Annotated in this window: 18 protein-coding genes; 11 read left to right on the top strand and 7 right to left on the bottom strand. The window is 66.4% G+C overall.

Going from position 1 to position 22,812, the window contains the following annotated elements; all coding sequences use genetic code 11:
* Positions 1–130: 130 nt before the first annotated feature.
* The 3 genes from QPK32_RS24600 to QPK32_RS24590 all read right to left on the bottom strand — a co-directional run bounded on the left by QPK32_RS24600 (position 131) and on the right by QPK32_RS24590 (position 4,136).
* Positions 131–1,453 carry an amidohydrolase family protein gene (locus QPK32_RS24600; RefSeq protein ID WP_290415420.1) on the bottom strand — a complete coding sequence of 441 codons (1,323 nt, stop codon included), beginning with the start codon at positions 1,451–1,453 and terminating at the stop codon, positions 131–133.
* Positions 1,454–1,517: 64 nt separating this feature from the next.
* Complete coding sequence (locus QPK32_RS24595; protein WP_290415419.1) at positions 1,518–3,152, bottom strand: mechanosensitive ion channel family protein; 1,635 nt, start codon at positions 3,150–3,152, stop codon at positions 1,518–1,520.
* Between the two features lie 108 nt (positions 3,153–3,260).
* Positions 3,261–4,136: an NAD(P)-dependent oxidoreductase gene (locus QPK32_RS24590; protein ID WP_290415418.1), complete on the bottom strand. Its 876-nt coding sequence runs from the start codon at positions 4,134–4,136 to the stop codon at positions 3,261–3,263.
* A gap of 222 nt (positions 4,137–4,358) precedes the next feature.
* Here QPK32_RS24590 and QPK32_RS24585 point away from each other — a divergent pair, with 222 nt between their 5' ends.
* On the top strand, positions 4,359–7,499 hold the full coding sequence (locus tag QPK32_RS24585) for an efflux RND transporter permease subunit (protein ID WP_290415417.1): 3,141 nt from the start codon (positions 4,359–4,361) through the stop codon (positions 7,497–7,499).
* 13 nt (positions 7,500–7,512) lie between these two features.
* Positions 7,513–7,950: a potassium channel family protein gene (locus QPK32_RS24580; RefSeq protein WP_290415416.1), complete on the top strand. Its 438-nt coding sequence runs from the start codon at positions 7,513–7,515 to the stop codon at positions 7,948–7,950.
* Between the two features lie 3 nt (positions 7,951–7,953).
* Here the strand turns inward: QPK32_RS24580 and QPK32_RS24575 are convergent, their stop codons facing one another.
* Positions 7,954–8,796, bottom strand: a complete 843-nt coding sequence (locus tag QPK32_RS24575) for an SGNH/GDSL hydrolase family protein (protein ID WP_290415415.1) — start codon at positions 8,794–8,796, stop codon at positions 7,954–7,956.
* A 222-nt stretch (positions 8,797–9,018) separates the two neighbouring features.
* Between QPK32_RS24575 and QPK32_RS24570 the strand changes: the two genes are divergently transcribed.
* Genes QPK32_RS24570 through QPK32_RS24560 form a run of 3 tightly spaced genes read left to right on the top strand, consistent with a single transcriptional unit; the run spans position 9,019 to position 10,406 of the window.
* A complete protein-coding gene (locus tag QPK32_RS24570; RefSeq protein WP_290415414.1) occupies positions 9,019–9,513 on the top strand; it encodes a type VI secretion system tube protein Hcp in 495 nt (164 codons plus the stop codon).
* Between the two features lie 13 nt (positions 9,514–9,526).
* Complete coding sequence (locus QPK32_RS24565) at positions 9,527–9,907, top strand: hypothetical protein (protein WP_290415413.1); 381 nt, start codon at positions 9,527–9,529, stop codon at positions 9,905–9,907.
* A 16-nt stretch (positions 9,908–9,923) separates the two neighbouring features.
* The gene (locus QPK32_RS24560) at positions 9,924–10,406 is read left to right on the top strand and encodes a DUF3828 domain-containing protein (protein WP_290415412.1); all 483 of its coding nucleotides are present in this window, start codon (positions 9,924–9,926) and stop codon (positions 10,404–10,406) included.
* 75 nt (positions 10,407–10,481) lie between these two features.
* Here the strand turns inward: QPK32_RS24560 and lpdA are convergent, their stop codons facing one another.
* The 3 genes from lpdA to aceE all read right to left on the bottom strand — a co-directional run bounded on the left by lpdA (position 10,482) and on the right by aceE (position 16,617).
* Positions 10,482–12,347, bottom strand: coding sequence for a dihydrolipoyl dehydrogenase (gene lpdA / locus QPK32_RS24555; RefSeq protein ID WP_290415411.1), 1,866 nt, complete (start codon positions 12,345–12,347; stop codon positions 10,482–10,484).
* A 12-nt stretch (positions 12,348–12,359) separates the two neighbouring features.
* Positions 12,360–13,715 carry a dihydrolipoyllysine-residue acetyltransferase gene (gene aceF / locus QPK32_RS24550; protein ID WP_290415410.1) on the bottom strand — a complete coding sequence of 452 codons (1,356 nt, stop codon included), beginning with the start codon at positions 13,713–13,715 and terminating at the stop codon, positions 12,360–12,362.
* Between the two features lie 205 nt (positions 13,716–13,920).
* Positions 13,921–16,617 (bottom strand): pyruvate dehydrogenase (acetyl-transferring), homodimeric type, encoded by a 2,697-nt coding sequence (aceE, locus tag QPK32_RS24545; RefSeq protein WP_290415409.1) that lies wholly within the window; start codon positions 16,615–16,617, stop codon positions 13,921–13,923.
* Positions 16,618–16,983: 366 nt separating this feature from the next.
* Between aceE and folD the strand changes: the two genes are divergently transcribed.
* The 6 genes from folD to QPK32_RS24515 all read left to right on the top strand — a co-directional run bounded on the left by folD (position 16,984) and on the right by QPK32_RS24515 (position 22,778).
* On the top strand, positions 16,984–17,904 hold the full coding sequence (gene folD, locus QPK32_RS24540; RefSeq protein ID WP_290415408.1) for a bifunctional methylenetetrahydrofolate dehydrogenase/methenyltetrahydrofolate cyclohydrolase FolD: 921 nt from the start codon (positions 16,984–16,986) through the stop codon (positions 17,902–17,904).
* An 18-nt stretch (positions 17,905–17,922) separates the two neighbouring features.
* Positions 17,923–20,025, top strand: a complete 2,103-nt coding sequence (locus QPK32_RS24535; RefSeq protein ID WP_290415407.1) for a M3 family metallopeptidase — start codon at positions 17,923–17,925, stop codon at positions 20,023–20,025.
* 27 nt (positions 20,026–20,052) lie between these two features.
* Positions 20,053–20,706 carry a glutaredoxin family protein gene (locus QPK32_RS24530; protein ID WP_290415406.1) on the top strand — a complete coding sequence of 218 codons (654 nt, stop codon included), beginning with the start codon at positions 20,053–20,055 and terminating at the stop codon, positions 20,704–20,706.
* Between the two features lie 2 nt (positions 20,707–20,708).
* Positions 20,709–21,134, top strand: coding sequence for a DNA polymerase III subunit chi (locus tag QPK32_RS24525; RefSeq protein ID WP_290415405.1), 426 nt, complete (start codon positions 20,709–20,711; stop codon positions 21,132–21,134).
* Positions 21,131–21,487 carry a hypothetical protein gene (locus tag QPK32_RS24520; RefSeq protein ID WP_290415404.1) on the top strand — a complete coding sequence of 119 codons (357 nt, stop codon included), beginning with the start codon at positions 21,131–21,133 and terminating at the stop codon, positions 21,485–21,487. Before QPK32_RS24525 ends, QPK32_RS24520 begins: the two co-directional genes overlap by 4 nt.
* Positions 21,488–21,641: 154 nt before the next feature.
* Complete coding sequence (locus QPK32_RS24515) at positions 21,642–22,778, top strand: branched-chain amino acid ABC transporter substrate-binding protein (RefSeq protein ID WP_290415403.1); 1,137 nt, start codon at positions 21,642–21,644, stop codon at positions 22,776–22,778.
* Positions 22,779–22,812: the final 34 nt, after the last annotated feature.

Below are 22,812 nucleotides of genomic sequence, written 5' to 3'. Positions count from 1 at the left end.
AGCTAACCACCAACTCAATCAAGATACAAGGGTGGGCGGCTGTGCCGCCCACGCGTTCAAGCGATGCCCATGCTGCCGATGCGCTTGGTCATGCGCCTCGGTTGAACGCGTGGACGGCGAGCCGTCCACCCTACCTGACCGTACGTCGGATGACGACGCCATCCTTCATCACGAACACCACCCGTTCCGTGACCGTGATGTCCTCCAGCGGATTGCCCGGCACGGCCACGATGTCGGCCAGCTTGCCCTGTTCCAGCGTGCCGACGCGGTCGATCGTGCCGAGCAGGCGCGCCGCGTTCGACGTGCCCGCCATCAGCGACTGGGACGGGCTCAGGCCCTCCTTGACCATGAAGCCGAATTCGCGCGCGTTGGTGCCGTGCTTGCCCACGCCCGCATCGGTGCCCAGCGCCACCGGTACGCCGATCTTCACCGCGTGGGCGAAGGTCTGGCGCAGGTGGGCGGAGGCGGCGCGGCCCTTGGCGGCGATCGGCGGCGGGAAGCTGCCGATCTTGTCCTCGACGTTGACGGCGGCCGAGATGGTCGGCACCAGGTAGACATTCTTCGCCTTCATCATGCGCAGCGTCTCGTCCTCGACGAAGCTGCCGTGCTCGATCGAATCGATGCCGGCCGCCACCGCGATGCGCGCCGCCTTGTCCCCATGCGCGTGCGCGGCCGCCTTGCGGCCCCAGGCATGGGCTTCGTCGATGATGGCCGCCATTTCCTCCTGCGTCAGCTCGGGCGTGTCGACGGGATCGGACAGCGACAGCACGCCGCCCGACGGCATGAACTTGACGACGTCGGCGCCGTACTTGATCTGGTAGCGCACCGCCGCGCGGCATTCGGCCGGACCGTTGCACACGCCCTGCAGCGGCCCGGCGACGGCGATCTTCTGCGGCGGATACGGGTCCTGGTCGGCGTGGCCGCCGGTCGAACCGACGGCGTAGTTCGCGACCAGCATGCGCGGACCCGGGATCTTGCCGGCATCGATGGCGTTGCGCAGGCCCAGCGCCAGCCAGTCGGTGGCGCCGAGGTCGCGCACCGACGTGAAGCCCGCTTCCAGCGTCACGCGCGCGTTATAGGCCCCGTACAGCGCCTGCTCGGCCGGGAAGCGCATCATGTTGTCGAAGAAGTCGCCGTACCAGTTGCCCGTGGTCTGGCCGGACAGGTGCACGTGGGTGTCGATGAAGCCGGGCAGGATGGTGGCGTCGCCCAGGTCGATCACCTCGGCATCCGGCGGAATCTCGGTCGTGCCGACCCGCGTGATGCGGTTGCCCACGACGAGCACCTGGGCGTGGTCGACCAGCTTGCCGCTGACGGCGTCGAACATGTGCGCGGCGCGCAGCACGGTGGGATGGGGCGCCGCGGCGGGCGCGGCGTCGGCGGCGAAGGCGTTGGCGGCGGCCAGCAGGGCCAGGGGAACGGTCAGTGTGCGGTGCAGGGATGTCACGGTCATTTCAGCAGTCCATCATGGGCAAAGATGATGATGGTAATACTGCGCCGCAGCACACAACCCACTCCTAATGGCCAGGTACGGCCTCGTCGTCCGCGTCCGCGGGTGGAGCGCCGTCCGCCGGCGCCTCCTGTACGTACGCGATCGTCTGCCCCGGGAAGGCCAGGCCGATGCCCGCGGCTTCCAGGCGTTCGTAGATCGCCAGCAGCAGCTGCTCGCGGATGATGACCTGGGTATCGAACTCGCGCACGTCGATGTACGCGAACACCTCGATATTGAAGGCGCGGTCGCTGATGCTGCCCAGGCGGGCGCGGTGGCCTTCCGCCATGTTCTTTTCCTGCGCCAGCACCTGCTGGACGATGCCGATGGCTTCCTTCAGCTTGGCGTGGGGCGTCCGGTAGCTGATGGCGATCACGGGATTGAACAGGAAGCGGTCGCGCTCCGCGAAGTTCTCGATCTGGCGCGCCGACAGGTCGCCGTTCGGGATCGTGACCACGGTGCGCTCGCCGGTGCGGATGCGGGTCGAGCGGATGCCGACGTCCTCCACCGTGCCCACCACGTCGCCGACCTTGATGAAGTCGCCCACCTGCATCGGGCGGTCGGCGATCACGGTCACGCTGCCGACCAGGTTCTCCACGGTCTTCTGCGCGCCCAGCGCCAGCGCGATGCCGCCGATGCCCAGCGCCGCGATGCCCGTGGTGACGTCGATGCCGAAGGTGTCGAGGATGCCGATCCCGGACAGCACCAGCAGCAGGACCTTGGCGGTCCGCCGCAGCAGGGTGATGACGGAGACGATCTGGCGCCGCTGGCTGCGCTGCATGCGCGCGATCGCCAGCGCGGCCACGGCGTCGACCAGGCGCAGGCCGAACCACACGAAGGCGATGACGCTGACGATGCCCGTGTAGCGCAGCAGCGTCTGGCGCGCCACGATGGCGACGGACAGGCGCTCGGCCCAGTTGTAGAACACGAATACCGCGATCAGGAGGCTCACGGGCGGCAGCGCCGCCTCCAGGAAACGGTAGACGCCGTTGGTCGATGCGCCGGCGAGCTTGCGGATGAGCGCCACCACGAGCGCCGAAAACAGCCACAGGCCGCCGAACACGAGCAGGCCGGTGCCGAGCAGCAGGCCCCAGTCCTTCAGCGGCGCGCCGGCGACGATGTAGCCATCCTGTTCGCCTTCCTGCACGGCCTTCTGCGCCGCCGGATCGCGCCTGGTGGCCGCCGCGACCTGGTCCAGCGTCGCGCTGGAAATCCGCCAGACCTGCAGGTCGCCGTCCTTGCCGCGCTCCAGCAGGATCGGCACCTTCTTGCCCTGCAGCGTGACTTCGCCGATGTCTTCCTGGTCGATGGGAAGATCGTCGTCGATCCTGCCGGCGGCGTCGTTGGACAGGGCCGCGAACGGCTTGAGCGTGCCGCCGTTGTCCAGCAGCGCGTGGAAGGCGCGCGCCTGGCTGACGGCGGCCAGGCGCTGCTTGCTGCTGCCGCCGGCGGGCAAGTCCATGTACTGGACGGCCCGGTCGTAATCGAGTTCGGCCAGCGCCTCGATCAGGCCGGACACCATCGAGCGCGGCGTCTCGCGCTTGAGCGGGTCGGGCTGCACGGCCGCGGCGGGCGCCTCCGCCGGTTCGCCGGGAGCGGCGAAGCCGGGAGGCATCATCAGCGCGACCAATAAAAGGATCAGGAAACTGAGGGAAAAACGCAAGCGCAAAACGGCTCCTTCGACTCTGGATGCAAAAAGTCTAGCATCCGGTCGAGGTCGCGTTCGCACGGTTGACGCAGTGCACCATGCCCGGCCCGGCCGGGCTGCGCCTTACAAACCGCCGCGCCGCGCCGCGTGCTTGCCCAGCGCGGCCAGGTCCAGGTCGGCGTCGCCCTGGTCCACCGCATCCTGCAGCGTGGCCTGCAAGGTCTCGCCGAAGGCCAGCGGCAAGCCCTGGTCCTGGCCCGCCTCCACCGCCAGGCGCACGTCCTTCAGGCCCAGCGACAGCTTGAATCCCGCCGGGCTGTAGCGCTCCTCCGCCATCATCCCGCCATAGCCCTTGTAGACGGGCGAGCCGGCGAACAGGGTGCTGGTGATCAGGTCGATGAAGCCGGCCGGCGCCACGCCATGCGCGCGCGCCAGCGCCGTGCCCTCGCCCGTCGCCTCGATGGCGCAGGCCAGCATCAGGTTGCACGCGAGCTTGACGGCATTCGCCTGTTCCGGCGCGGTGCCGAAGCGCCAGGTCTTCTGGCCCATCAGGTCCAGCAGCGGCTGCACGCGCGCGACGAGTTCGTCGCTGCCGCCGGCCAGGATGTTCAGCTTGCCCGCGGCCGCCACGTCCACGCGGCCCAGCACGGGCGCCGCCACGTAGCCGATGCCGCGCTCGACGTGCAGCGCCGCCATCTCGCGCGCGAACGCGACGGAGACGGTGGCCATGTTGACGTGGATGCTGCCCGGCGCCATGGCCGCGAGCACGCCGCCGTCGAGCAGCACGGCACGGGTGGCGGCATCGTCGGCCAGCATGGTGAACACGACGTCGGCGATGCCGCACTCGGCGGGCGTCGCCGCCGGCTTGGCGCCCTGCTGCACCAGCGCCTGCACGGGTTCGGGGCTGCGGTTCCAGACGTGGACGGGCTGGCCGGAAGCCAGCAGCCTGGCGGCCATGTGCTGCCCCATGGCGCCCAGGCCGATGAATGCGATGGTCATGAGAAATCCTTGTAACGTATCGTATCGCACGAAGCGAAAACCCTATTAGAACAGCATTTCTACAGGGGCGCTGCGTATCGTTCTGTATCACAGTGTAGCCGGCACCCACCTGGGCTCCGGTTCTTGGTAAGCTGCACGGCGCACTGCTGAATACGTGCTCGCTACGTGCATCCAACAGGCCGTATTCTTACGATAACCCGCCGCAAGTCGACTGGATCCGCCATGCCGAAGTTCTTCATTGCCCGCCCGATCTTCGCGATCGTCCTGTCCCTCCTGGTCATGCTGGGCGGCGGCTTGTCGATCTTCACGCTGCCGATCGAGCAGTTCCCGCCGATCGCGCCGCCGTCCATCCAGATCAACGCCAGCTATGCGGGCGCCTCGGCGTCGACGATGCAGAACACGGTGGTGCAGGTGATCGAGCAGCAGATGAGCGGCATCGACAAGCTGATGTACATGGCGTCCACCAGCGACGACAGCGGCCGCTCGACCACCACGCTGACCTTCGAGAGCGGGGCCGATCCCGACATCGCCCAGGTGCAGGTGCAGAACAAGCTGCAGCTGGCCACGCCGCTGCTGCCGGCCCAGGTGCAGCAAACGGGCGTGCGCGTGACCAAGTCGAGCAGTTCCTTCCTGATGGTGATCGGCTTCGTCTCGACCGACCACAGCATGAGCAAGTACGACATCGCCAACTTCCTCGCCTCGCGGGTGCAGGATCCGCTCAGCCGCGTCGAAGGCGTGGGCGACCTGAACGTGTACGGCACCCAGTACGCGATGCGGGTCTGGCTCGACCTGTCCAAGCTGAACTCCTTCGCCCTGAATCCGATGGACGTCACCAGCGCGCTGACGGCGCAGAACGTGCAGGTGTCGGCCGGCCAGATCGGCGGCCTGCCCGCCGCCAGCGACCAGCAGCTGGCCGCCACCATCACCGGCTCGACGCTGCTGCGCACGCCCGAGGACTTCGGCGCCGTGGTGCTGAAGTCGGAAAAGAACGGTGCCATCGTGCGCCTGCGCGACGTCGCACGCATCGAACGGGGCCCGGAAAACTTCATCGTCGACAACCGCTACAACGGCGAGCCCTCGTCCGGCCTGGGCGTGCAGCTGGCGCCGGGCGCCAACGCGCTGCAGACGGCGGAACTGATCCGCGCCCGCATCAAGGAGCTGGAGCCGATCTTCCCCAAGGGCCTGAAGGTCGTGTACCCGAACGACGTCACCCCGTTCATCAAGGTGTCGATCGAGGAAGTGGTCAAGACGCTCATCGAAGGCATCGTGCTGGTGGTGCTCGTGATGTACCTGTTCATGCAGAACATCCGCGCCACCCTGATCCCCTCGATCACCGTGCCCGTCGTGCTGCTGGGGACCTTCGGCCTGATGGCCGCGCTGGGATTCACCATCAACACGCTGTCGATGTTCGGCCTGGTGCTGGCGATCGGCCTGCTGGTCGACGACGCCATCGTCGTCGTCGAGAACGTCGAGCGCATCATGCAGGAAGAAAAGCTGCCGGCCAAGGAAGCGACCAGCAAGGCCATGGAAGAAATCAGCGGCGCCCTGGTCGGCGTGGCGATGGTGCTGTGCGCCGTGTTCGTGCCGGTGGCGTTCTCGCCGGGGACCGTGGGCGCGATCTACCGCCAGTTCGCGCTGACCATCGTCGCTTCGATGCTGCTGTCCGTGTTCGTCGCGCTGTCGCTCACGCCGGCGCTGTGCGCCATGATGCTCAAGGCGCCGGAAGCGCACGACAAGGGCTTCTTCGGCTGGTTCAACCGCGGTTTCGAGCGCAGCCGCGACTGGTACGTCAAGCGCACCCAGGGCATCTACAAGCGTCCCGTGCGCTGGATGCTGGTGTACGGCGCCGTGCTGGCGGCCGTGGGCCTGATGTTCCTGCGCCTGCCCACGTCCTTCCTGCCCAACGAGGACCAGGGCTACCTGTTCGTGCAGGTGCAGACGCCGGCCGGCACGCCGCAATCGCGCACGGGCGTGGTGCTGGACCAGATCGCCACCTATCTGCTGAAGGAAGAGTCGGACATGGTCACGGCCACCTTCACCGTCAACGGCAACAACAACGCCGGCCGTAACCAGAGCCAGGGCCAGATCTTCGTGCGCCTGAAGGACTGGGACGAGCGCAAGGACGACAAGTTCTCCGTGGAGGCGCTGTCGGACCGCATCAAGAAGCGCTTCGGTGCCAGCAACCTGGCCATCATCTTCCCCACCAGCCCGCCGCCGATCCGCGGCCTGGGCAATGCCGCCGGCTTCGACTTCCAGCTGCAGGACCGCGCCGGCCTGGGCCACGACGCGCTGGCGCGCGCCCGCGACCAGCTGCTGGCCGCCGCGCGCAAGCACCCGGACTTGGCCCAGGTACGCTACAACGGCGTGGCCGACAGCCCCGGCTTCAAGATCGACGTCGACCGCGAGAAGGCGGGCGCCTTCGGCGTCTCCCCGGCCGACATCGACCAGGCCTTCTCGATCGCCTGGGGCTCGCGCTACGTCAACAACTTCCTCGACACCGACAACCGCATCAAGCGCGTCTACGTACAGGCGGCCGCGCCCTTCCGCATGAACCCGGACGATCTGTCGCGCCTGTACGTGCGCAACGGCGACGGCGCCATGGTGCCGTTCACCGCACTGGCCAGCAGCCACTGGATCAGCGGCCCCTCGCAGCTGCAGCGCTACAACGGCGTCGAATCGATGAACATCCAGGGCCAGGGCGCGCCGGGCAAGAGCTCGGGCGACGCGATGGCCGCGATGGAGGAGCTGGCGCGCCAGCTGCCGAAAGGGATCGGCTTCGAATGGACGGGCACCTCCTACCAGCAGAAGCAGTCCGGCAACCAGGCGCCGCTGCTGTATGCGCTGTCGATCCTGGTCGTGTTCCTGTGCCTGGCCGCGCTGTACGAGAGCTGGTCGATTCCCGTCGCCGTGATCCTGGTGGTGCCGTTGGGCGTGCTGGGCGCGCTGGCGGCGACCATGGCGCGCGGCCTGGCCAACGACGTCTATTTCCAGGTGGGCCTGCTGGTGACCATCGGCCTGTCGGCCAAGAACGCGATCCTGATGATCGAATTCGCCCACATGCGCCAGCTGGAGGGCGCGAGCGCCGAGCAAGCCGCCACCGAGGCCGCCCACCTGCGCCTCCGTCCTATCCTCATGACGTCCTTGGCCTTCGTGCTGGGCGTGCTGCCGCTGGCGATCTCGCGCGGCGCGGGCGCCGCCAGCCAGCACGCGATCGGCACCGGCGTGATCGGCGGCATGCTCACGGCCACCTTCGTGGCGACGCTGATGATCCCGATGTTCTACGTCGTCGTCAGCAAGCTGTTCGGCGGACGCAAGGCCAGGCAGCCGGCCGTGCAGCCGAAAGAGCCGGCGACCCAGGTTTGAGGCGCGGGACGCCATGTTCATCGTCGGCACCGCCTGCCTGTTCCTGCTGGTGGCCACCACGGTGGTCCACTACGAGGTGCTGCGCCTGCTGACGGCCGTGCTGCCGGCCCTGCGCATCGAACCGCGCCTGCGCCTCGTGTTCGTCATCCTGGGCGCGTTCGTCGCCCACTTCGCCGAGATCCTGCTGTACGGCGTCGCCTACTACGTGCTGGCGACGCGCTTCCACGTGGGCGGCATGGGCACGCCGGGACCGCTGCCTTTCTCGCGCTGCCTGTACTTCTCGGCCGAGACCTACACGACGCTGGGCTACGGCGACGTGCTGCCGTTCGGCGACCTGCGCCTGCTGGCGGGTCTGGAGGCGTTGAACGGCATGCTGCTGATGGGGTGGACGGCGTCGTACACCTACCTGTCGATGGAGCGGCTGTGGCACGGCGGCGGCGACCGCCCTTGACCGTTACTTTGCCAGGATCCGGTCGATCTCCGCCGCCACGCGGTCCATGCCCGCCTGCGTCGGGTGATAGCCGACCGGCTCGTCCCAGCTCGGCACGCGCGCCGGGCGATATCCCGTGATGTAGTTGTCCGGCGCGCAGGCGTCGTGGCCGGCCCCCAGCGTGGACGCCTGTACCAGCTCCACGCGATTGCGCTGCGCGGTGGCTTCGAACACCTGCGTCAGGCGCGTCATCGTGGCACGCATGCGCTGCGCCTCGTCGCGCGTCAACGGGAGCGCCGCGCACGTCTTGCGGGCATCCTCGGGGACCGCCGGCAGGTAGCCGACCAGCACGATGCGCGCTTCCGGCGCCCGCTTGCGGACTGCCGCGACGACGCGGTCGAGCGATGCTGGCAAGGCCGTGAAGCGCTGTTCGAGCTGCGCCGTGTCCGACACCTTGCAATCGCCCTTCCCTTCGCTGCGGCACGAGAACCCGAACAGATCGCCCACGTAGGCGACGTCGTTGCCGCCGATGAGGATCGACACCAGGCGCGTGCCCGGCGTCACGGCCTCGATCTGAGCGGGAAAGCCGTGCTGGCCGCGCACGAGGATGTTCTCCGTCGTGGCGCCCGAGCAGGCGACGTCGACGAGGTCGAGGTGGTGTTTCTGCGCGACGGTGCGCGCGTAGTTGGTCAGCGAGCGTCCACAACCGCCGCTGGCCGCGTCGCGCTGGCCGACGCCGGGGCCGGCGGCGTAGGAGCTGCCCATGGAGACGTAGCGGTCGCCCTGGGCCGAGGCGGCACCCACCATGCCGGCCAGGGCCAAGGACATGGCGCCGATCACGTTCGCCCTGCGATTGCTCGTCATCATTCTAATTTCCCAAAAAGGCTTATCTCAGTAGGCACTGCGGTTCCGATTTAACCATAACGCGACCATACGTGCGCTAGCGCAGCCGGCAGCTTGATTCTTGTCGAGTTGCCTTTTCCCTGATTTCGCAAGAATCCTGAGTCGGTCGAGTGCCGATGCGATGCCCCATTTGGATGTATCACATCGAATATCACGCCTCGACATTTCTTACTTTCGGAGGCAGCGATGGCAATCGACGTGTATCTGCAGATCGACGGCATCAAGGGCGAATCGCAAGACGACAAGCATAAGGACTGGATCGAAGTCACCGGTGTCCATTGGGGCGTCTTCCAACCGAAAAGTGCCACGGCATCGACGGGTGGCGGCCACACCGCAGAACGCGCAGAACTTGACGACATCTCATTTTCAAAACTCGCCGACCTATCTTCCCCTATCCTTGCCCAAACATGCGCGATGGGAAAAACGATTCCCAAGGCAAGATTCGAATTTTTCCGTGCCGATGGAAACGGCAGCCGCGTCAAATATTTCGAGATCGAACTTGAAAATGTACTCGTCGGAATGGTGAAGCCACACCTCGGCGGCAGCGAGACCTATTTATCGGAGCTCGTCAACCTGAAGTACTCCAAGATCAAGTGGAAATATACGCAGCAGAAAATCAGCGGCGGCAGCGGCGGCAACACAGCAGGCGGCTGGGATCTGGCGACTAACAAGATCGCATGACAGGAGCAGTGCGATGCCATTCGATACCGAAAAATTTGCTGGCCACTTGCGCGCACATGCGGGACGCCATAGCCAGTCGAGCTGTGCCAAATTTGTGCGGCGAGCGCTCGAGGCCGCGGGGGCAGATACCGGGTCGCATCCCAATTACGCAAAACATTACGGACCGATATTGTTGCGCAATGGCTTCCATGCGATTTCGGTTGATAATCCTGACGAATTCGCCTTTCAGAAAGGCGATATCGTCGTCATGAATGCGACCGCGAACGGACACCAGGCAGGGCATATCGCCGGCTACGACGGAACGCAGTGGATATCGGATTTTGTACAACGCGGATTCTGGCCAGGTCCAGCCTACGCAAGGGAGAAACCCAGCTATGTCGTCTATCGCCGTTAAATGCCTCGCTATCCTCATGGCGACCGCATGCGCATTCGCTTACTCCCCGGCCGCATCCGCGGCTGAAGCGCGCAGCGAGGCTGCCGTCGTCGCGCGCCTGTACAAGGATTTTGGGTGGCAAGCGTTCGCGGGCCAACAAGAACTGTTTGGCGAAGATATCTCTCATCAAGGCCAAGCAGTCCTTAGCCGGTACTTCACACCGGCATTGACCGACTTGCTGATGAAGGACGCCGCGTGCCAGATCAAATATCAAGGGATCTGCAACCTCGACGCCGATATCCTGTTCGATTCGCAGGATCCTCGATTGATCGATCTCGATGTGCAAACAGTCGGCTCCGGCAAGGTATCGGTCACCTTCAAGGATCCCGTAACGGGTGAACGCAAGCAGATCGATTTCGAACTTATCCGAGTCGCCGGAACCTGGAAGATCGCCGACATCATTTATTCGGGACACGAAAACCTGTCGCTGAAAAAACTCCTCTCGACGAAGGTGCAGTAGCTGCGCCAACATGGATGAAGGCATAAAAAAACCGGGGCAAGCGCCCCGGTTCTTGTTGCTGCTGCAGCCTGACGATCAGCGCTTGCGCGGCGGCGGCAAGTCGGTACAGACGCCTTCGTAGGCTTCCGCCGCCATGCCGATCGATTCGCCCAGCGTCGGGTGCGGGTGGATGGTCTTGCCGATGTCCACGCCGTCCGCGCCCATCTCGATCGCCAGGGCGATCTCGCCGATCATGTCGCCGGCATTGGTGCCGACGATGGTGCCGCCCACGATGCGGTGGGTCTCGGCGTCGAACAGCAGCTTGGTGAAGCCTTCCGAACGGCCGTTGGCGACGGCGCGGCCCGAGGCGGCCCACGGGAAGTGGCCCTTCTCGACCTTGACGCCCTTCGCCTTCGCTTCGTCCTCGGTCAGGCCGACCCACGCCACTTCCGGATCGGTGTAGGCCACCGACGGGATCACCTTCGCATCGAAGAAGGCCTTCTCGCCGTGCGCGGCTTCCGCGGCGACGTGGGCTTCGTGCACGGCCTTGTGCGCCAGCATCGGCTGGCCCACCAGGTCGCCGATGGCGAAGATGTGGGCTACGTTCGTGCGCATCTGGCCATCGACGGGGATGAAGCCGCGGTCGGTGACCGCCACGCCGGCGGCGTCCGCGCCGATCTTCTTGCCGTTCGGGCTGCGGCCCACGGCCACCAGCACCAGGTCGTAGACCTGGGCTTCCGGCGCCGGCTGGCCCGCTTCCGCGGCTTCGAAGCTGACCTTGATCCCTTCCGGCAGCGCTTCCACGCCGACGGTCTTGGTCTTCAACATGATGTTGTCGAAGCGGTGCGCGTTGTACTTCTGCCAGATCTTGACGGCTTCGCGGTCCGCGCCCTGCATCAGGCCGTCCATCATCTCGACGACGTCGATGCGTGCGCCCAGCGTCGAGTACACGGTCGCCATCTCCAGGCCGATGATGCCGCCGCCGATGACCAGCATGCGCTTCGGCACTTGGCGCAGTTCCAGCGCGCCCGTCGAATCGACGATGCGCGGGTCTTCCGGCACGAACGGCAGCTTCACGACCGAGGAACCGGCCGCGATGATCGCCTTCTGGAACTGGACGACCTTCTTGCCGCCGTCCGGCCCCGTCACTTCGATGTGGTTCGGGCTCAGGAACTTGCCCACGCCCTGCACCACGTTGACCTTGCGCGCCTTGGCCATGCCGGCCAGGCCACCCGTCATCGTCTTGATGACTTTGTCCTTGTAGGCGCGCAGCTTGTCGATGTCGACGTCCGGCTTGGCGAAGGTGACGCCGTGATCCGCCATGTGCGCGGTCTCGTCGATGATCGCGGCCACGTGCAGCAGCGCCTTCGATGGGATGCAGCCCACGTTCAGGCACACGCCGCCAAGCGTCGCGTACTTCTCGACCAGCACGGTGTTCATGCCGAGATCCGCCGAGCGGAAGGCGGCCGAGTAGCCACCGGGGCCGGCGCCCAGCACCATCATCTCGCATTCGACGTCGACCTGGCCGCTGTAGCTCGACGCGTTCGGCGCCGGCACCGAATTCGGCGCCGCCGCATCGGCTTTATGGGCCGGTGCGTACGAGTCGGTCGGTGCTGCGGCAGCCGTCGGCGCCACGGCCTGCGCGCCGATCTGGGCGGCCGGCTTGTCCGACGCGGCAGCGGCAGGTGCCGCAGCCGGGGCTGCAGGCGCGCTCGCGCCCGCGCCGGCTTCGTCGACCGTCAGCAGCAGCGAACCTTCGTTCACCTTGTCGCCGACCTTGACCTTCAGTTCCTGCACGACGCCGGCGTGGGTCGACGGGATCTCCATGCTGGCCTTGTCCGATTCCACGGTGACCAGCGACTGGTCGACCTTGATCGTGTCGCCCGGCTTGACCATCAGCTCGATGATCTCGACGTCCTTGAAATCGCCGATATTCGGTACTTTGACTTCCACGGTGCTCATCTGGTCGGCTCCTTACAGCAGCGTCTTGCGCAGGTCGGCCAGCACGTCGGCCAGGTAGGCGGCGAAGCGGGCGGCGCCGGCGCCGTCGATCACGCGGTGGTCGTACGACAGCGACAGCGGCAGCATCAGGCGCGGCTGGAAGGTCGATCCGTCCCACACCGGCTTCATCGCCGACTTGGACAGGCCCAGGATCGCGACTTCCGGCGCGTTGATGATCGGCGTGAAGTTGGTGCCGCCGATGCCGCCCAGCGACGAGATCGTGAAGGTGGCGCCCTGCATGTTCGCCGGCGACAGCTTGCCGTCGCGTGCCTGCGCCGACAGTTCCGTCATCTCGGTGGCGATCTGCGAGACCGACTTCTTGTCGGCGTCCTTGATCACCGGGACCACGAGGCCGTTCGGCGTGTCGGCCGCGAAGCCGATGTTGTAGTACTGCTTCAGGATCAGCGCGCCGTTCGGCTCGTCCAGCGACGAATTAAAGGCCGGGAACTTCTTCAGCGCGGCGACCGACGCCTTGATGACGAAGGCCAGCATGGTCAGCTTGGTGGCCGACTTGGCCTTGGCGTAGGCGGCGTTCGAATCGACGCGGAACTGCTCCAGGTCGGTGACGTCGGCTTCCTCGAAGTGGGTCACGTGCGGAATCATGACCCAGTTGCGGTGCAGGTTCGGACCGCTGATCTTCTTGATGCGCGACAGCGGCTGGGTTTCGGTCGGGCCGAACTTGCTGAAGTCGAGCGACGGCCACGGCAGCAGGTTCATGCCTGCGCCGCCGCCGGCTGCCGGGCTTGCTGCCGGACCGGCCGCCAGGGCGCTCTTGACGAAGCCCTGCACGTCCTGCTGGGTGATGCGGCCCTTCTGGCCCGAACCCTTGACCTTGTTCAGGTCGACGCCCAGCTCGCGCGCGAACTTGCGCACGGACGGCGAGGCATGGGCGGTGGCGAAGCTCGCGGCCGGGGCGGACGCTGCAGGTGCCTGTGCTGCGGCCGGTGCCGGTGCCGGCGCAGCGGCCGGTGCCGGAGCAGGTGCCGGTGCGGCTGCGGGAGCCGGTGCGGGCGCTGCGGCCGGAGCCGGTGCGGCTGCCGGCGCGGCGGCTGCCGGAGCCGGGGCAGCTTCCGCGGCCGGCGCGGCGCCGGCGGCTTCCTCGACGGTCAGCACGAGCGAACCTTCGGCGACCTTGTCGCCGACCTTGACCTTGATTTCCTTGACGACGCCGGCGTGGCTGGAGGGGATCTCCATGCTCGCCTTGTCCGATTCCACCGTGATCAGCGACTGGTCGACCTTGATGGTGTCGCCCGGCTTGACCATCAGTTCGATGACTTCCACTTCCTTGAAGTCGCCGATGTCGGGGACTTTGACTTCCACAATGCTCATAGTGTGTTAGCTCCGTATTCTTATCGTTCGCTCATCCGTCGCTCCTGCGAAGGCAGGAGCCCATACCAAGCTGGAAGAAGCGGCAACGTTGCGACTTCGGATACTCGGTATGGGGTGAAACAGTCCACTGGACTGTTTCACGCCTTCGCAGGGACGACGTTCATTCAGGCCCGCACGGCCATTCATGCACGTGCGGGCAAGAGCATTACTGGGTCACCGGATTCGGCTTGTTCGGATCGATGCCGTACTTGGCGATCGCTTCCGCGACCTTCGATGCCGGGATCTTGCCTTCCTCGGCCAGCGACTTCAGCGCGGCGACCGTGATGTAGTAACGGTTCACCTCGAAGAACTCGCGCAGCTTGGCGCGGGAATCCGAACGGCCGAAGCCGTCGGTGCCCAGCACCTTGTAGGTGCGGCCGCTCGGGATGTAGGCGCGGATCTGCTCGGCGAACAGGCGCATGTAGTCGGTGGTCGCCACGATCGGGCCGCTCGTGTCCTTCAGCAGCTGGGTCACGTACGGCAGGCGCGCTTCCTCGGTCGGGTGCACCAGGTTCCAGCGGTCGACGTCCTGGCCGTCGCGGGCCAGCAGCGTCAGCGACGGGCACGACCACACGTCGGCGGCGACGCCCCAGTCGTTCTGGAGCAGCTCGGCGGCGAACACGGACTCGCGCAGGATGGTGCCGGAGCCCATCAGCTGGACGCGGTTGGCGGCCGACTTGTCGCCTTCCTGGAGCAGGTACATGCCCTTCAGGATGCCTTCCTGCTGGCCTTCCTTCAGGCCCGGCTGCTCGTAGTTCTCGTTCATGATGGTGATGTAGTAGAACACATCTTCCTGCTTCTCCACCATGCGGTGCAGGCCATCCTGGATGATCACGGCGACTTCGTGCGCGTAGGTCGGGTCGTACGGAATGCAGTTCGGGACCGTGGCCGCGATGATGTGGCTGTGGCCGTCCTCGTGCTGCAGGCCTTCGCCGTTCAGCGTGGTGCGGCCGGCGGTGCCGCCCATCAGGAAGCCGCGGGCGCGGATGTCGCCGGCCAGCCAGACCAGGTCGCCCACGCGCTGCATGCCGAACATCGAGTAGAAGGTGTAGAACGGGATCATCACGCGGTTGTTCGTCGAGTACGACGTCGCCGCGGCGATCCACGAGCTCATGCCGCCCGCTTCGTTGATGCCTTCCTGGAGGATCTGGCCGGCCTTGTCCTCGCGGTAATACATGACCTGGTCCTTGTCGACCGGCTCGTACAGCTGGCCCTGCTGGCTGAAGATGCCGATCTGGCGGAACAGGCCTTCCATGCCGAAGGTACGCGATTCGTCGACCAGGATCGGGACGATGCGCTGGCCCAGGCTCTGGTCCTTCAGCAGCGCGGTGATCACGCGCACGTAGGCTTGCGTGGTCGAGATCTCGCGGCCGGCGGCGGTCGGGTCGAGGACGGCCTTGAAGGTCTCCAGGGCCGGCACGGTCAGCTTCTCGTCGGCCTGCTCGCGGCGCTGCGGCAGGTAGCCGCCGAGGGCCTTGCGGCGCTCGTGCAGGTACTTCATTTCAGGCGCGTCGTCGGACGGCTTGAAGAACGGGATGTCGGCCAGCTTGTCGTCCGGGATGGGGATGGCGAAGCGGTCGCGCATCTCGCGGATCGCCTCGTCGTCCAGCTTCTTGGTCTGGTGCGCGGTATTGCGCGCCTCGCCCGACTTGCCCATGCCGAAGCCCTTGACGGTCTTCACCAGCAGCACGGTCGGGGTGCCCTTGTTTTCCTGCGCCTTCTTGAAGGCGGCGTAGATCTTGTGCGGATCGTGGCCGCCGCGGGTCAGGCGCCAGATGTCGTCGTCGCTCATGTTGGCGACCATCTTCAGCAGCTCCGGGTGCTTGCCGAAGAAGTGCTTGCGCACGTAGGCGCCGTCCTTGGCCTTGTAGTTCTGGTATTCGCCGTCGACGGTTTCCATCATCACGCGCTGCAGGATGCCGTCCTTGTCCTTGGCCAGCAGGGCGTCCCATTGCGAGCCCCACACGACCTTGATGACGTTCCAGCCTGCGCCGCGGAAGTCGGCTTCCAGTTCCTGGATGATCTTGCCGTTGCCGCGCACCGGACCGTCCAGGCGCTGCAGGTTGCAGTTGACGACCATGACCAGGTTGTCGAGCTTTTCGCGCGCGGCCATGCCGATCGCGCCCATCGATTCCGGCTCGTCCATCTCGCCGTCGCCGCAGAAGACCCAGACCTTGCGGGCTTCGGTGTCGGCGATGCCGCGGGCGTGCAGGTACTTCAGGAAGCGCGCCTGGTAGATCGCCATCAGGGGGCCCAGGCCCATCGAGACGGTCGGGAACTGCCAGAAGTCCGGCATCAGTTTCGGGTGCGGGTACGAAGACAGGCCCTTGCCGTCGACTTCGCGGCGGAAGTTCAAGAGCTGCTCTTCGGAGATGCGGCCTTCGAGGAAGGCGCGCGCGTAGATGCCCGGCGAGGAGTGGCCCTGGATGTACAGCAGGTCGCCGCCGTGGTTCTCGCTCGGGGCCTGCCAGAAGTGGTTGAAGCCGATGCCCAGCATGTTGGCCAGCGAGGCGAAGGACGAGATGTGGCCGCCCAGGTCGCCGTCGGCGCGGTTGGCCTTGACCACCATCGCCATCGCGTTCCAGCGCATCCACGAGCGCAGGCGCTCTTCGTATTCGAGGTTGCCCGGGCAGTGTTCTTCCAGGTGCGCCGGGATGGTGTTCACGTAGGCGGTGTTGCTCGAGAACGGGACGTGGGCGCCGCGGCGGCGGGCCAGGTCGACCAGGCGCTCCAGCAGGTAGTGGGCGCGATCGGTGCCTTCGAATTCGATGACTGCCTCGAGCGCGTCGAGCCATTCCTTGGTCTCGAGCGAATCCGGGTCGTTGGCGGCTTGGGCCGTCAACTGGTCGAGTTGAGCTGACATTGCTACGTCTCCTTGAGTTGGTGCCCCACTCGATTCCGAACCAGCTCCGGACGCATGGTGGGGAAAAGACTATCCCTAAAATAAAGCCTGCCGATTTTACCAGTGGATGGGGCGTTTTTCAAAATACGATATTCAATTTCATAATGTGATAAAACCCTAGCCAAGCCGCATGAATGCTGCCTTTGCACATTTTCAAAAATGCTGCAACCGCACATTTTTGCCCTTCCAGACGCCTGCCGGGCGGCCCCGAGCATCCGGACGCGGGCATCAATATGCAGTCGAACGGGCGCCGGTGGCGCGCGTTTCCGGCCGCTACCACGGCAGACGCTTATAATCGCGTCTTTGTCCAGCCAACGAGTTCCCGCCATGACCGCCCAACTGATCGACGGAGTCAAACTTTCCCAACAACTGCGCACCGACATCGCCGCCCGCGCCGCCGCCCTCACCGAGCGCGGCATGCAGCCCGGCCTGGCGGTCATCATCGTCGGCGACGATCCGGCCAGCCACGTCTACGTGCGCAACAAGGTCAAGGCCTGCGCCGACGTGGGCTTCCACTCCGTGCTGGAGAAATACGAGGCCGACTTCTCCGAAGCCGCCCTGCTCGAGCGCATCGCCGCCCTGAACGCGGACCCGGCCATCCACGGCATCCTCGTGCAGATGCCGCTGCCCAGGCACATCGATTCGTCCAAGGTCATCGAGGCGATCGCCACCACCAAGGACGTGGACGGCTATTCGGTGCTGTCGGCCGGCGAACTGGTCGCCAATCTGCCGGGCTTCCGTCCGTGCACGCCGTACGGCTGCATGAAGCTGATCGAGACCACCGGCGTCGACCTGCGCGGCAAGCATGCCGTCGTGATCGGCCGCAGCAATACCGTCGGCAAGCCGATGGCACTGCTGCTCTTGCAACAGAATGCCACCGTGACCATATGCCATAGCGGGACCTCGGACCTGGGCTACCACACGCGCCAGGCCGACATCGTCGTGGCCGCGGTCGGCCGCCGCAACACGCTGACCGGCGACATGGTCAAGCCGGGCGCCATCGTGATCGACGTGGGCATCAACCGCAACGACGAGGGCAAGCTGTGCGGCGACGTCGACTTCGACAGCGTCAAGGAAGTGGCCGCGCACATTACCCCGGTGCCGGGCGGCGTGGGCCCGATGACGATTACCATGCTGTTGATGAATACCCTCGAGTCGGCGGAGCGCCGTCTTGCCAAGAGTCAAGACGCAGGCCAGGAAAAAACTGCCCCGGGCGCGGGCATGGTTCCGCAGCCGGGCATTGCATGAACTTTTGAAAGGAACACCATGAGCATCGATACCAGCAATCCCCTTCTCGATTTCTCGGGCCTGCCCCGATTCGACGCGATCCGCCCCGAGCACGTCACTCCGGCGCTCGAAGCATTGATCGCGGATGCTCGCAAGGTGGTGCAGGCGCTCGAAGCGCCCGCTTCCGGCACCGATGTCAGCTGGGACAACTTCGTGGTGCCGCTGGAGGAAGCGACGGAGCGCCTCGGCCGCGCCTGGGGCGTGGTCAACCACCTGAACCACGTGATGGACACGCCCGAGCTGCGTGCCACCTACAACGAGAACCAGCCGAAGGTGACCGAGTTCTGGACGGAGCTGGGCCAGAACGAGGCGCTGTTCGACAAGTACAAGCAGCTGCGCGCCAATCCGGGCTTCGTGAACCTGTCGCCGGCCCGCAAGCGCATCGTCGAGAACGCGCTGCGCGACTTCCGCCTGGGCGGCGCCGAGCTGCCGGAACAGCAGAAGGAGCGCTTCGCCGAGATCCAGGAACAGCAGGCCGCCCTCTCGACCCGCTTCTCGGAGAACGTGCTGGACGCCACCAACGACTATACACTGCTGGTGCAGGACGAAGCCGAGCTGGCCGGCCTGCCGGACGACGCGAAGCAGGCCGCGCGCGCGGCCGCCGAACGCGACGGCAAACAGGGATGGCAGTTCTCGCTGCACTTCCCGTCCTACTTCCCCGTGCTGCAGTTCGCCGACAACCGCGCCCTGCGCGAGAAGATCTACCGCGCCAACGCGACCAAGGCGTCCGAGATGGGCACCGTGTTCTCGGAAGTCGAGAAATGGGACAACACCTCGAACATCGCCCAGCTCCTGAAGCTGCGCGACGAGGAAGCCAAGCTGCTGGACTTCCGGAGCTTCGCCCACGTGTCGCTGGAGCCGAAGATGGCCGAGAGCCCGGAACACGTGATCGAGTTCCTGGAAGACCTGGCGCGCCGCGCCCGTCCGTATGCGGAAAAGGACCTGGCCGAGCTGCGCGCCTTCGCCAAGGACGAGCTGGGCCTGGCGGACATGCAGGCCTGGGACGTGGCCTACGCGTCGGAAAAGCTGCGCGAAAAACGCTACGCGTTCTCGGCCCAGGAAGTGAAGGAATACTTCCCCGAACACAAGGTCGTGGCCGGCCTGTTCGGCGTGATCTCGACGCTGTTCGGCGTGACCATCGCCCCGGACGACGCGCCCGTGTGGCATCCGGACGTGCGCTTCTTCCGCATCGAGAAGAATGGTGAACTGATCGGACAGTTCTACCTGGACCTGTACGCCCGTCCCGGCAAGGGCCAGGGCGCCTGGATGGACGACGCGCGCGGCCGCAGGCTCACCACCGGCGGCATCGTGCAGACGCCGATCGCCTACCTGACCTGCAACTTCACGCCGCCGGCGCCGGACGCCGACGGCAAGCTGCAGCCGTCGCTGTTCACGCACGATGAGGTGACGACGCTGTTCCACGAATTCGGCCACGGCCTGCACCACATGCTGACGGAAGTGGACGAGCTGTCCGTGTCCGGCATCTCGGGCGTGGAATGGGATGCCGTCGAACTGCCCTCGCAGTTCATGGAAAACTTCTGCTGGGAGTGGGACGTCCTGCAGGGCATGACGGCGCACGTGAAGACAGGCGAACCGCTGCCGCGCGCGCTGTACGACAAGATGCTGGCGGCGAAGAACTTCCAGTCCGGCATGCAGACGCTGCGCCAGGTCGAGTTCTCGCTGATCGACATGCACCTGCACTACGACTTCGACCCGAACAGCCAGAAGACCGTACAGGACCTGGTGGACGACGTGCGCGCCAAGTTCGCCGTGCTGGTACCGCCTTCGTTCAACCGTTTCCAGCACTCGTTCGGCCACATCTTCGCCGGCGGCTACGCGGCGGGCTACTACAGCTACAAGTGGGCGGAAGTGCTGTCGGCCGACGCCTATGCGGCGTTCGAGGAAGCCGTCGAAGCGGGCGGCGGTTCGCTGCTGGACGAAACGGGCAAGCGCTTCCATCGCGAGATCCTGTCGGTGGGCGGCTCGCGCCCGGCGCTCGAGTCGTTCAAGGCCTTCCGTGGCCGCGAACCGCGGATCGATGCGCTGCTGCGCCACAGCGGCATGCAAGAGCAGCACGCTTGAAGGCCGTGACGGCGTGATGGGGGCGCGATGAGGCGGGCACACGGACGGCACGGTGGAAGGCGCGCGCCGGCGGCGCTCGGGCTGCTGTGTGCCTGTGCCAGCGCCGCTTCCGTCCCCGCCGCCGCCGCCCAGGTCTATACCTGGAAGGATGCGCAAGGCGTCACCCATTACGGCGACGCTCCGCCGGCCGGCCAGCAGGCCCGCGCGCTGCGCGCAGCCAGCGAGCCGGCGGCCGCGCCCGCCCTGCCCTACGCGCTGGCGCGCGCCGTTCAGGACTTTCCCGTCGTGCTGTACACGAGCAGCCGCTGCGACGCCTGCGACCAGGGCCGCGCGCTGCTGCGCGGGCGCGGCATCCCGTTTTCCGAGCGCACCGTGGGCACCCGCGCCGACGAACAGGCGCTGCGCCGCTTGAGCGGCAAGAGCGAGGTGCCGCTGCTGCTCGTGGGCCGCCAGAAGATCGCCGGCTTCCAGGCCGCCGCCTGGGACGAGGCGCTGACGGCGGCCGCCTATCCGCGCGCCTCGCTGCTGCCGCCCGGCTACCGCCAGGCGCCGCCCCAGCCGGCCGCTCCCACCGCCGCGTCCGAGGCGCCGGCGGCACCCGACGCCCAGGCCGCACCGCCGGAGCGCCCGCCCGAACCGCGCAGGCGCGACGACGACACGCCACCCGACTTCCAGTTCTGACCATGACCCGGATCGATTTCCATACCAATATCCCCGACAAGCTGAGCTACGCCTGCCGCCTGGCGCGCAAGGCCTATGCGGCGCGCGGCAAAGTCGTGCTGCTGGCCGACGGCCCGGACCAGGCCGCGCAACTGAACGAGGCGCTGTGGACGCTGTCCGGCACCGACTTCATCCCGCACGTGATGGCGGGCGACCCGCTGGCGCCGGAAACGCCGGTGATCGTCACCTTCGACGAAGGCGCCGAGCTGCCGCACCGCGACATGCTGGTCAACCTGACGCGCCGCACCCCGGCCGGCTTCGACAGCTTCGCGCGCGTGTTCGAGATCATCTCGACCGACGAGGAGGACGCCGCCGCCGGGCGCACGCGCTACGTCGCCTACAAGCGCCAGCAGTATCCGCTGACCCACTTCGTGGCGGGGCAATCATGAACGACGACGAAAGCATCCCCGTACTGACCGAGGTGGTGCAGGAAACCGCGCCTGCGCCTGCGTCCGCGCCTGGACAGGCCGAGGCGGCGGCGGAAGCGCCGACGGCGGCGGGCCTCGACGACGACGCCTGGCGCGCGCTCGAGGAACGCCTGGTCGCGCGCGTGCTCGACCGCCTGCAGGACCGTATCGCGCTGGTGCTGGAAGACCAGGTCCGCACCAGCATGGCGCCCGTGCTCGACCACGTCGTCGCCCGTCTCGCGCTGGAACTGCACGAGGGGCTGCGGCAGACCGTCGAGCAGGTGGTCGAGCGTGCCGTCGCCCAGGAGCTGTCGCACCTGAAGTCGCGTTCCTGACGTCGCCTGCCCCGTCCAGAGGGACGATCCGGCCCCTGGCCATGCATCCTGCATTTCTCCTTCAGAACGCTTTGCCGGGCAAGCAAATTGCTGTAACTTTTGCCTTGCGCAAATACGTTGCGCTGCACCTTTCCTCATTCGCCAGGAGAGCTTCATGCAGTCGAACACACAACGCATCGCCCTCGCGCTCGCCCTGGCCTGGACCAGTGCCGCCGGCGCCCAGCAGGTCGTCAAGATCGGCCACGTGGCGCCGATCTCCGGCCCCAGCGCCCACCTCGGCAAGGACATGGAAAATGCCGCCCGCATGGCGATCGACGAGCTCGGCGCCAAGGGCTACGCCATCAACGGCCAGAAGGTCACGCTGCAACTGGTCGCCGAGGACGACGGCGCCGATCCCAAGCAGGGCACGGCGGTGGCGCAGAAGCTCGTCGACGCCCACGTCAACGGCGTGATCGGCCACCTGAACTCCGGCACCTCGATCCCCGCGTCGAAGATCTACGACGACGCCGGCATCGTCCAGATCTCGCCGGCCACGACGGCGCCCCGCTACACGCGCCAGGGCTTCCCGGGCGCGTTCCGCACCGTCGCCAGCGACGCCAAGCTGGGCGGCACCCTGAGCAAGTACGCGATCGAGACGCTGAAGGTCAAGAACATCGCCGTCATCGACGACCGCAGCACCTACGGCCAGGGCGTGGCCGACGAGTTCGTGAAAGGCACGAAGAAGCCCGGCGTGAAGGTCGTGGGCCGCGAATTCACCAGCGCCACCGCCACCGACTACACGGCCATCCTCACGTCGATCAAGGCGAAGAAGCCGGACCTGGTGTTCTTCGGAGGCATGGATTCGGTGGCCGGCCCCATGCTCAAGCAGATCAAGGCGCTGGGCATCGACGCCTACTTCATGGGCGGCGACGGCATGTGCACCAATGCGCTGGCGCGCCTGGCCGGCGACGGCCTGGTCGACGGCAAGGTCTATTGCGCCGAGGCGGGTGGCGTGAAGGGGCCGCAGGAAAAGGCGATGGACGACTTCCGCGCCCGCTACAAGAAGAAGTTCAACCAGGACGTGCAGCTGTACGCGCCCTACGTCTACGATTCGGTGATGGTGATGGCCACGGCCATGCAGAACGCCAGGTCGGCCGACCCGGCCAGGTACCTGCCGGCGCTGAAGGCGATCAAGTACGAGGGCGTGACGGGCACCATCCAGTTCGACCAGTACGGCGACATCAAGGATGGGGCGCTGACGCTGTTCACGTACAAGGGTGGGCAGCGGACCAGGCTGGATGTGATCCGCTGACCCAAAAGACGTCGTGCCCGGCATTGCCGGGCAC

Source organism: Massilia sp. YIM B02763, assembly GCF_030412015.1.
Classification (GTDB): domain Bacteria; phylum Pseudomonadota; class Gammaproteobacteria; order Burkholderiales; family Burkholderiaceae_D; genus Telluria.
The sequence above is the reverse complement of the archived record's forward strand: the minus strand, read 5'-3'. Positions and strand labels throughout refer to the sequence as shown.

Excerpts from the sequence above, each read along its gene's own strand:
- QPK32_RS24600 (WP_290415420.1), bottom strand. The coding sequence starts at position 1,453 with ATGACCGTGACATCCCTGCACCGCACACTGACCGTTCCCCTGGCCCTG.
- QPK32_RS24515 (WP_290415403.1), top strand. The coding sequence starts at position 21,642 with ATGCAGTCGAACACACAACGCATCGCCCTCGCGCTCGCCCTGGCCTGG.
- QPK32_RS24535 (WP_290415407.1), top strand. The coding sequence starts at position 17,923 with ATGAGCATCGATACCAGCAATCCCCTTCTCGATTTCTCGGGCCTGCCC.
- QPK32_RS24570 (WP_290415414.1), top strand. The coding sequence starts at position 9,019 with ATGGCAATCGACGTGTATCTGCAGATCGACGGCATCAAGGGCGAATCG.
- QPK32_RS24525 (WP_290415405.1), top strand. The coding sequence starts at position 20,709 with ATGACCCGGATCGATTTCCATACCAATATCCCCGACAAGCTGAGCTAC.
- QPK32_RS24530 (WP_290415406.1), top strand. The coding sequence starts at position 20,053 with ATGAGGCGGGCACACGGACGGCACGGTGGAAGGCGCGCGCCGGCGGCG.
- QPK32_RS24575 (WP_290415415.1), bottom strand. The coding sequence starts at position 8,796 with ATGATGACGAGCAATCGCAGGGCGAACGTGATCGGCGCCATGTCCTTG.
- aceF (WP_290415410.1), bottom strand. The coding sequence starts at position 13,715 with ATGAGCATTGTGGAAGTCAAAGTCCCCGACATCGGCGACTTCAAGGAA.
- QPK32_RS24580 (WP_290415416.1), top strand. The coding sequence starts at position 7,513 with ATGTTCATCGTCGGCACCGCCTGCCTGTTCCTGCTGGTGGCCACCACG.
- folD (WP_290415408.1), top strand. The coding sequence starts at position 16,984 with ATGACCGCCCAACTGATCGACGGAGTCAAACTTTCCCAACAACTGCGC.
- lpdA (WP_290415411.1), bottom strand. The coding sequence starts at position 12,347 with ATGAGCACCGTGGAAGTCAAAGTACCGAATATCGGCGATTTCAAGGAC.
- QPK32_RS24590 (WP_290415418.1), bottom strand. The coding sequence starts at position 4,136 with ATGACCATCGCATTCATCGGCCTGGGCGCCATGGGGCAGCACATGGCC.
- QPK32_RS24585 (WP_290415417.1), top strand. The coding sequence starts at position 4,359 with ATGCCGAAGTTCTTCATTGCCCGCCCGATCTTCGCGATCGTCCTGTCC.
- QPK32_RS24520 (WP_290415404.1), top strand. The coding sequence starts at position 21,131 with ATGAACGACGACGAAAGCATCCCCGTACTGACCGAGGTGGTGCAGGAA.
- QPK32_RS24565 (WP_290415413.1), top strand. The coding sequence starts at position 9,527 with ATGCCATTCGATACCGAAAAATTTGCTGGCCACTTGCGCGCACATGCG.
- aceE (WP_290415409.1), bottom strand. The coding sequence starts at position 16,617 with ATGTCAGCTCAACTCGACCAGTTGACGGCCCAAGCCGCCAACGACCCG.
- QPK32_RS24560 (WP_290415412.1), top strand. The coding sequence starts at position 9,924 with ATGGCGACCGCATGCGCATTCGCTTACTCCCCGGCCGCATCCGCGGCT.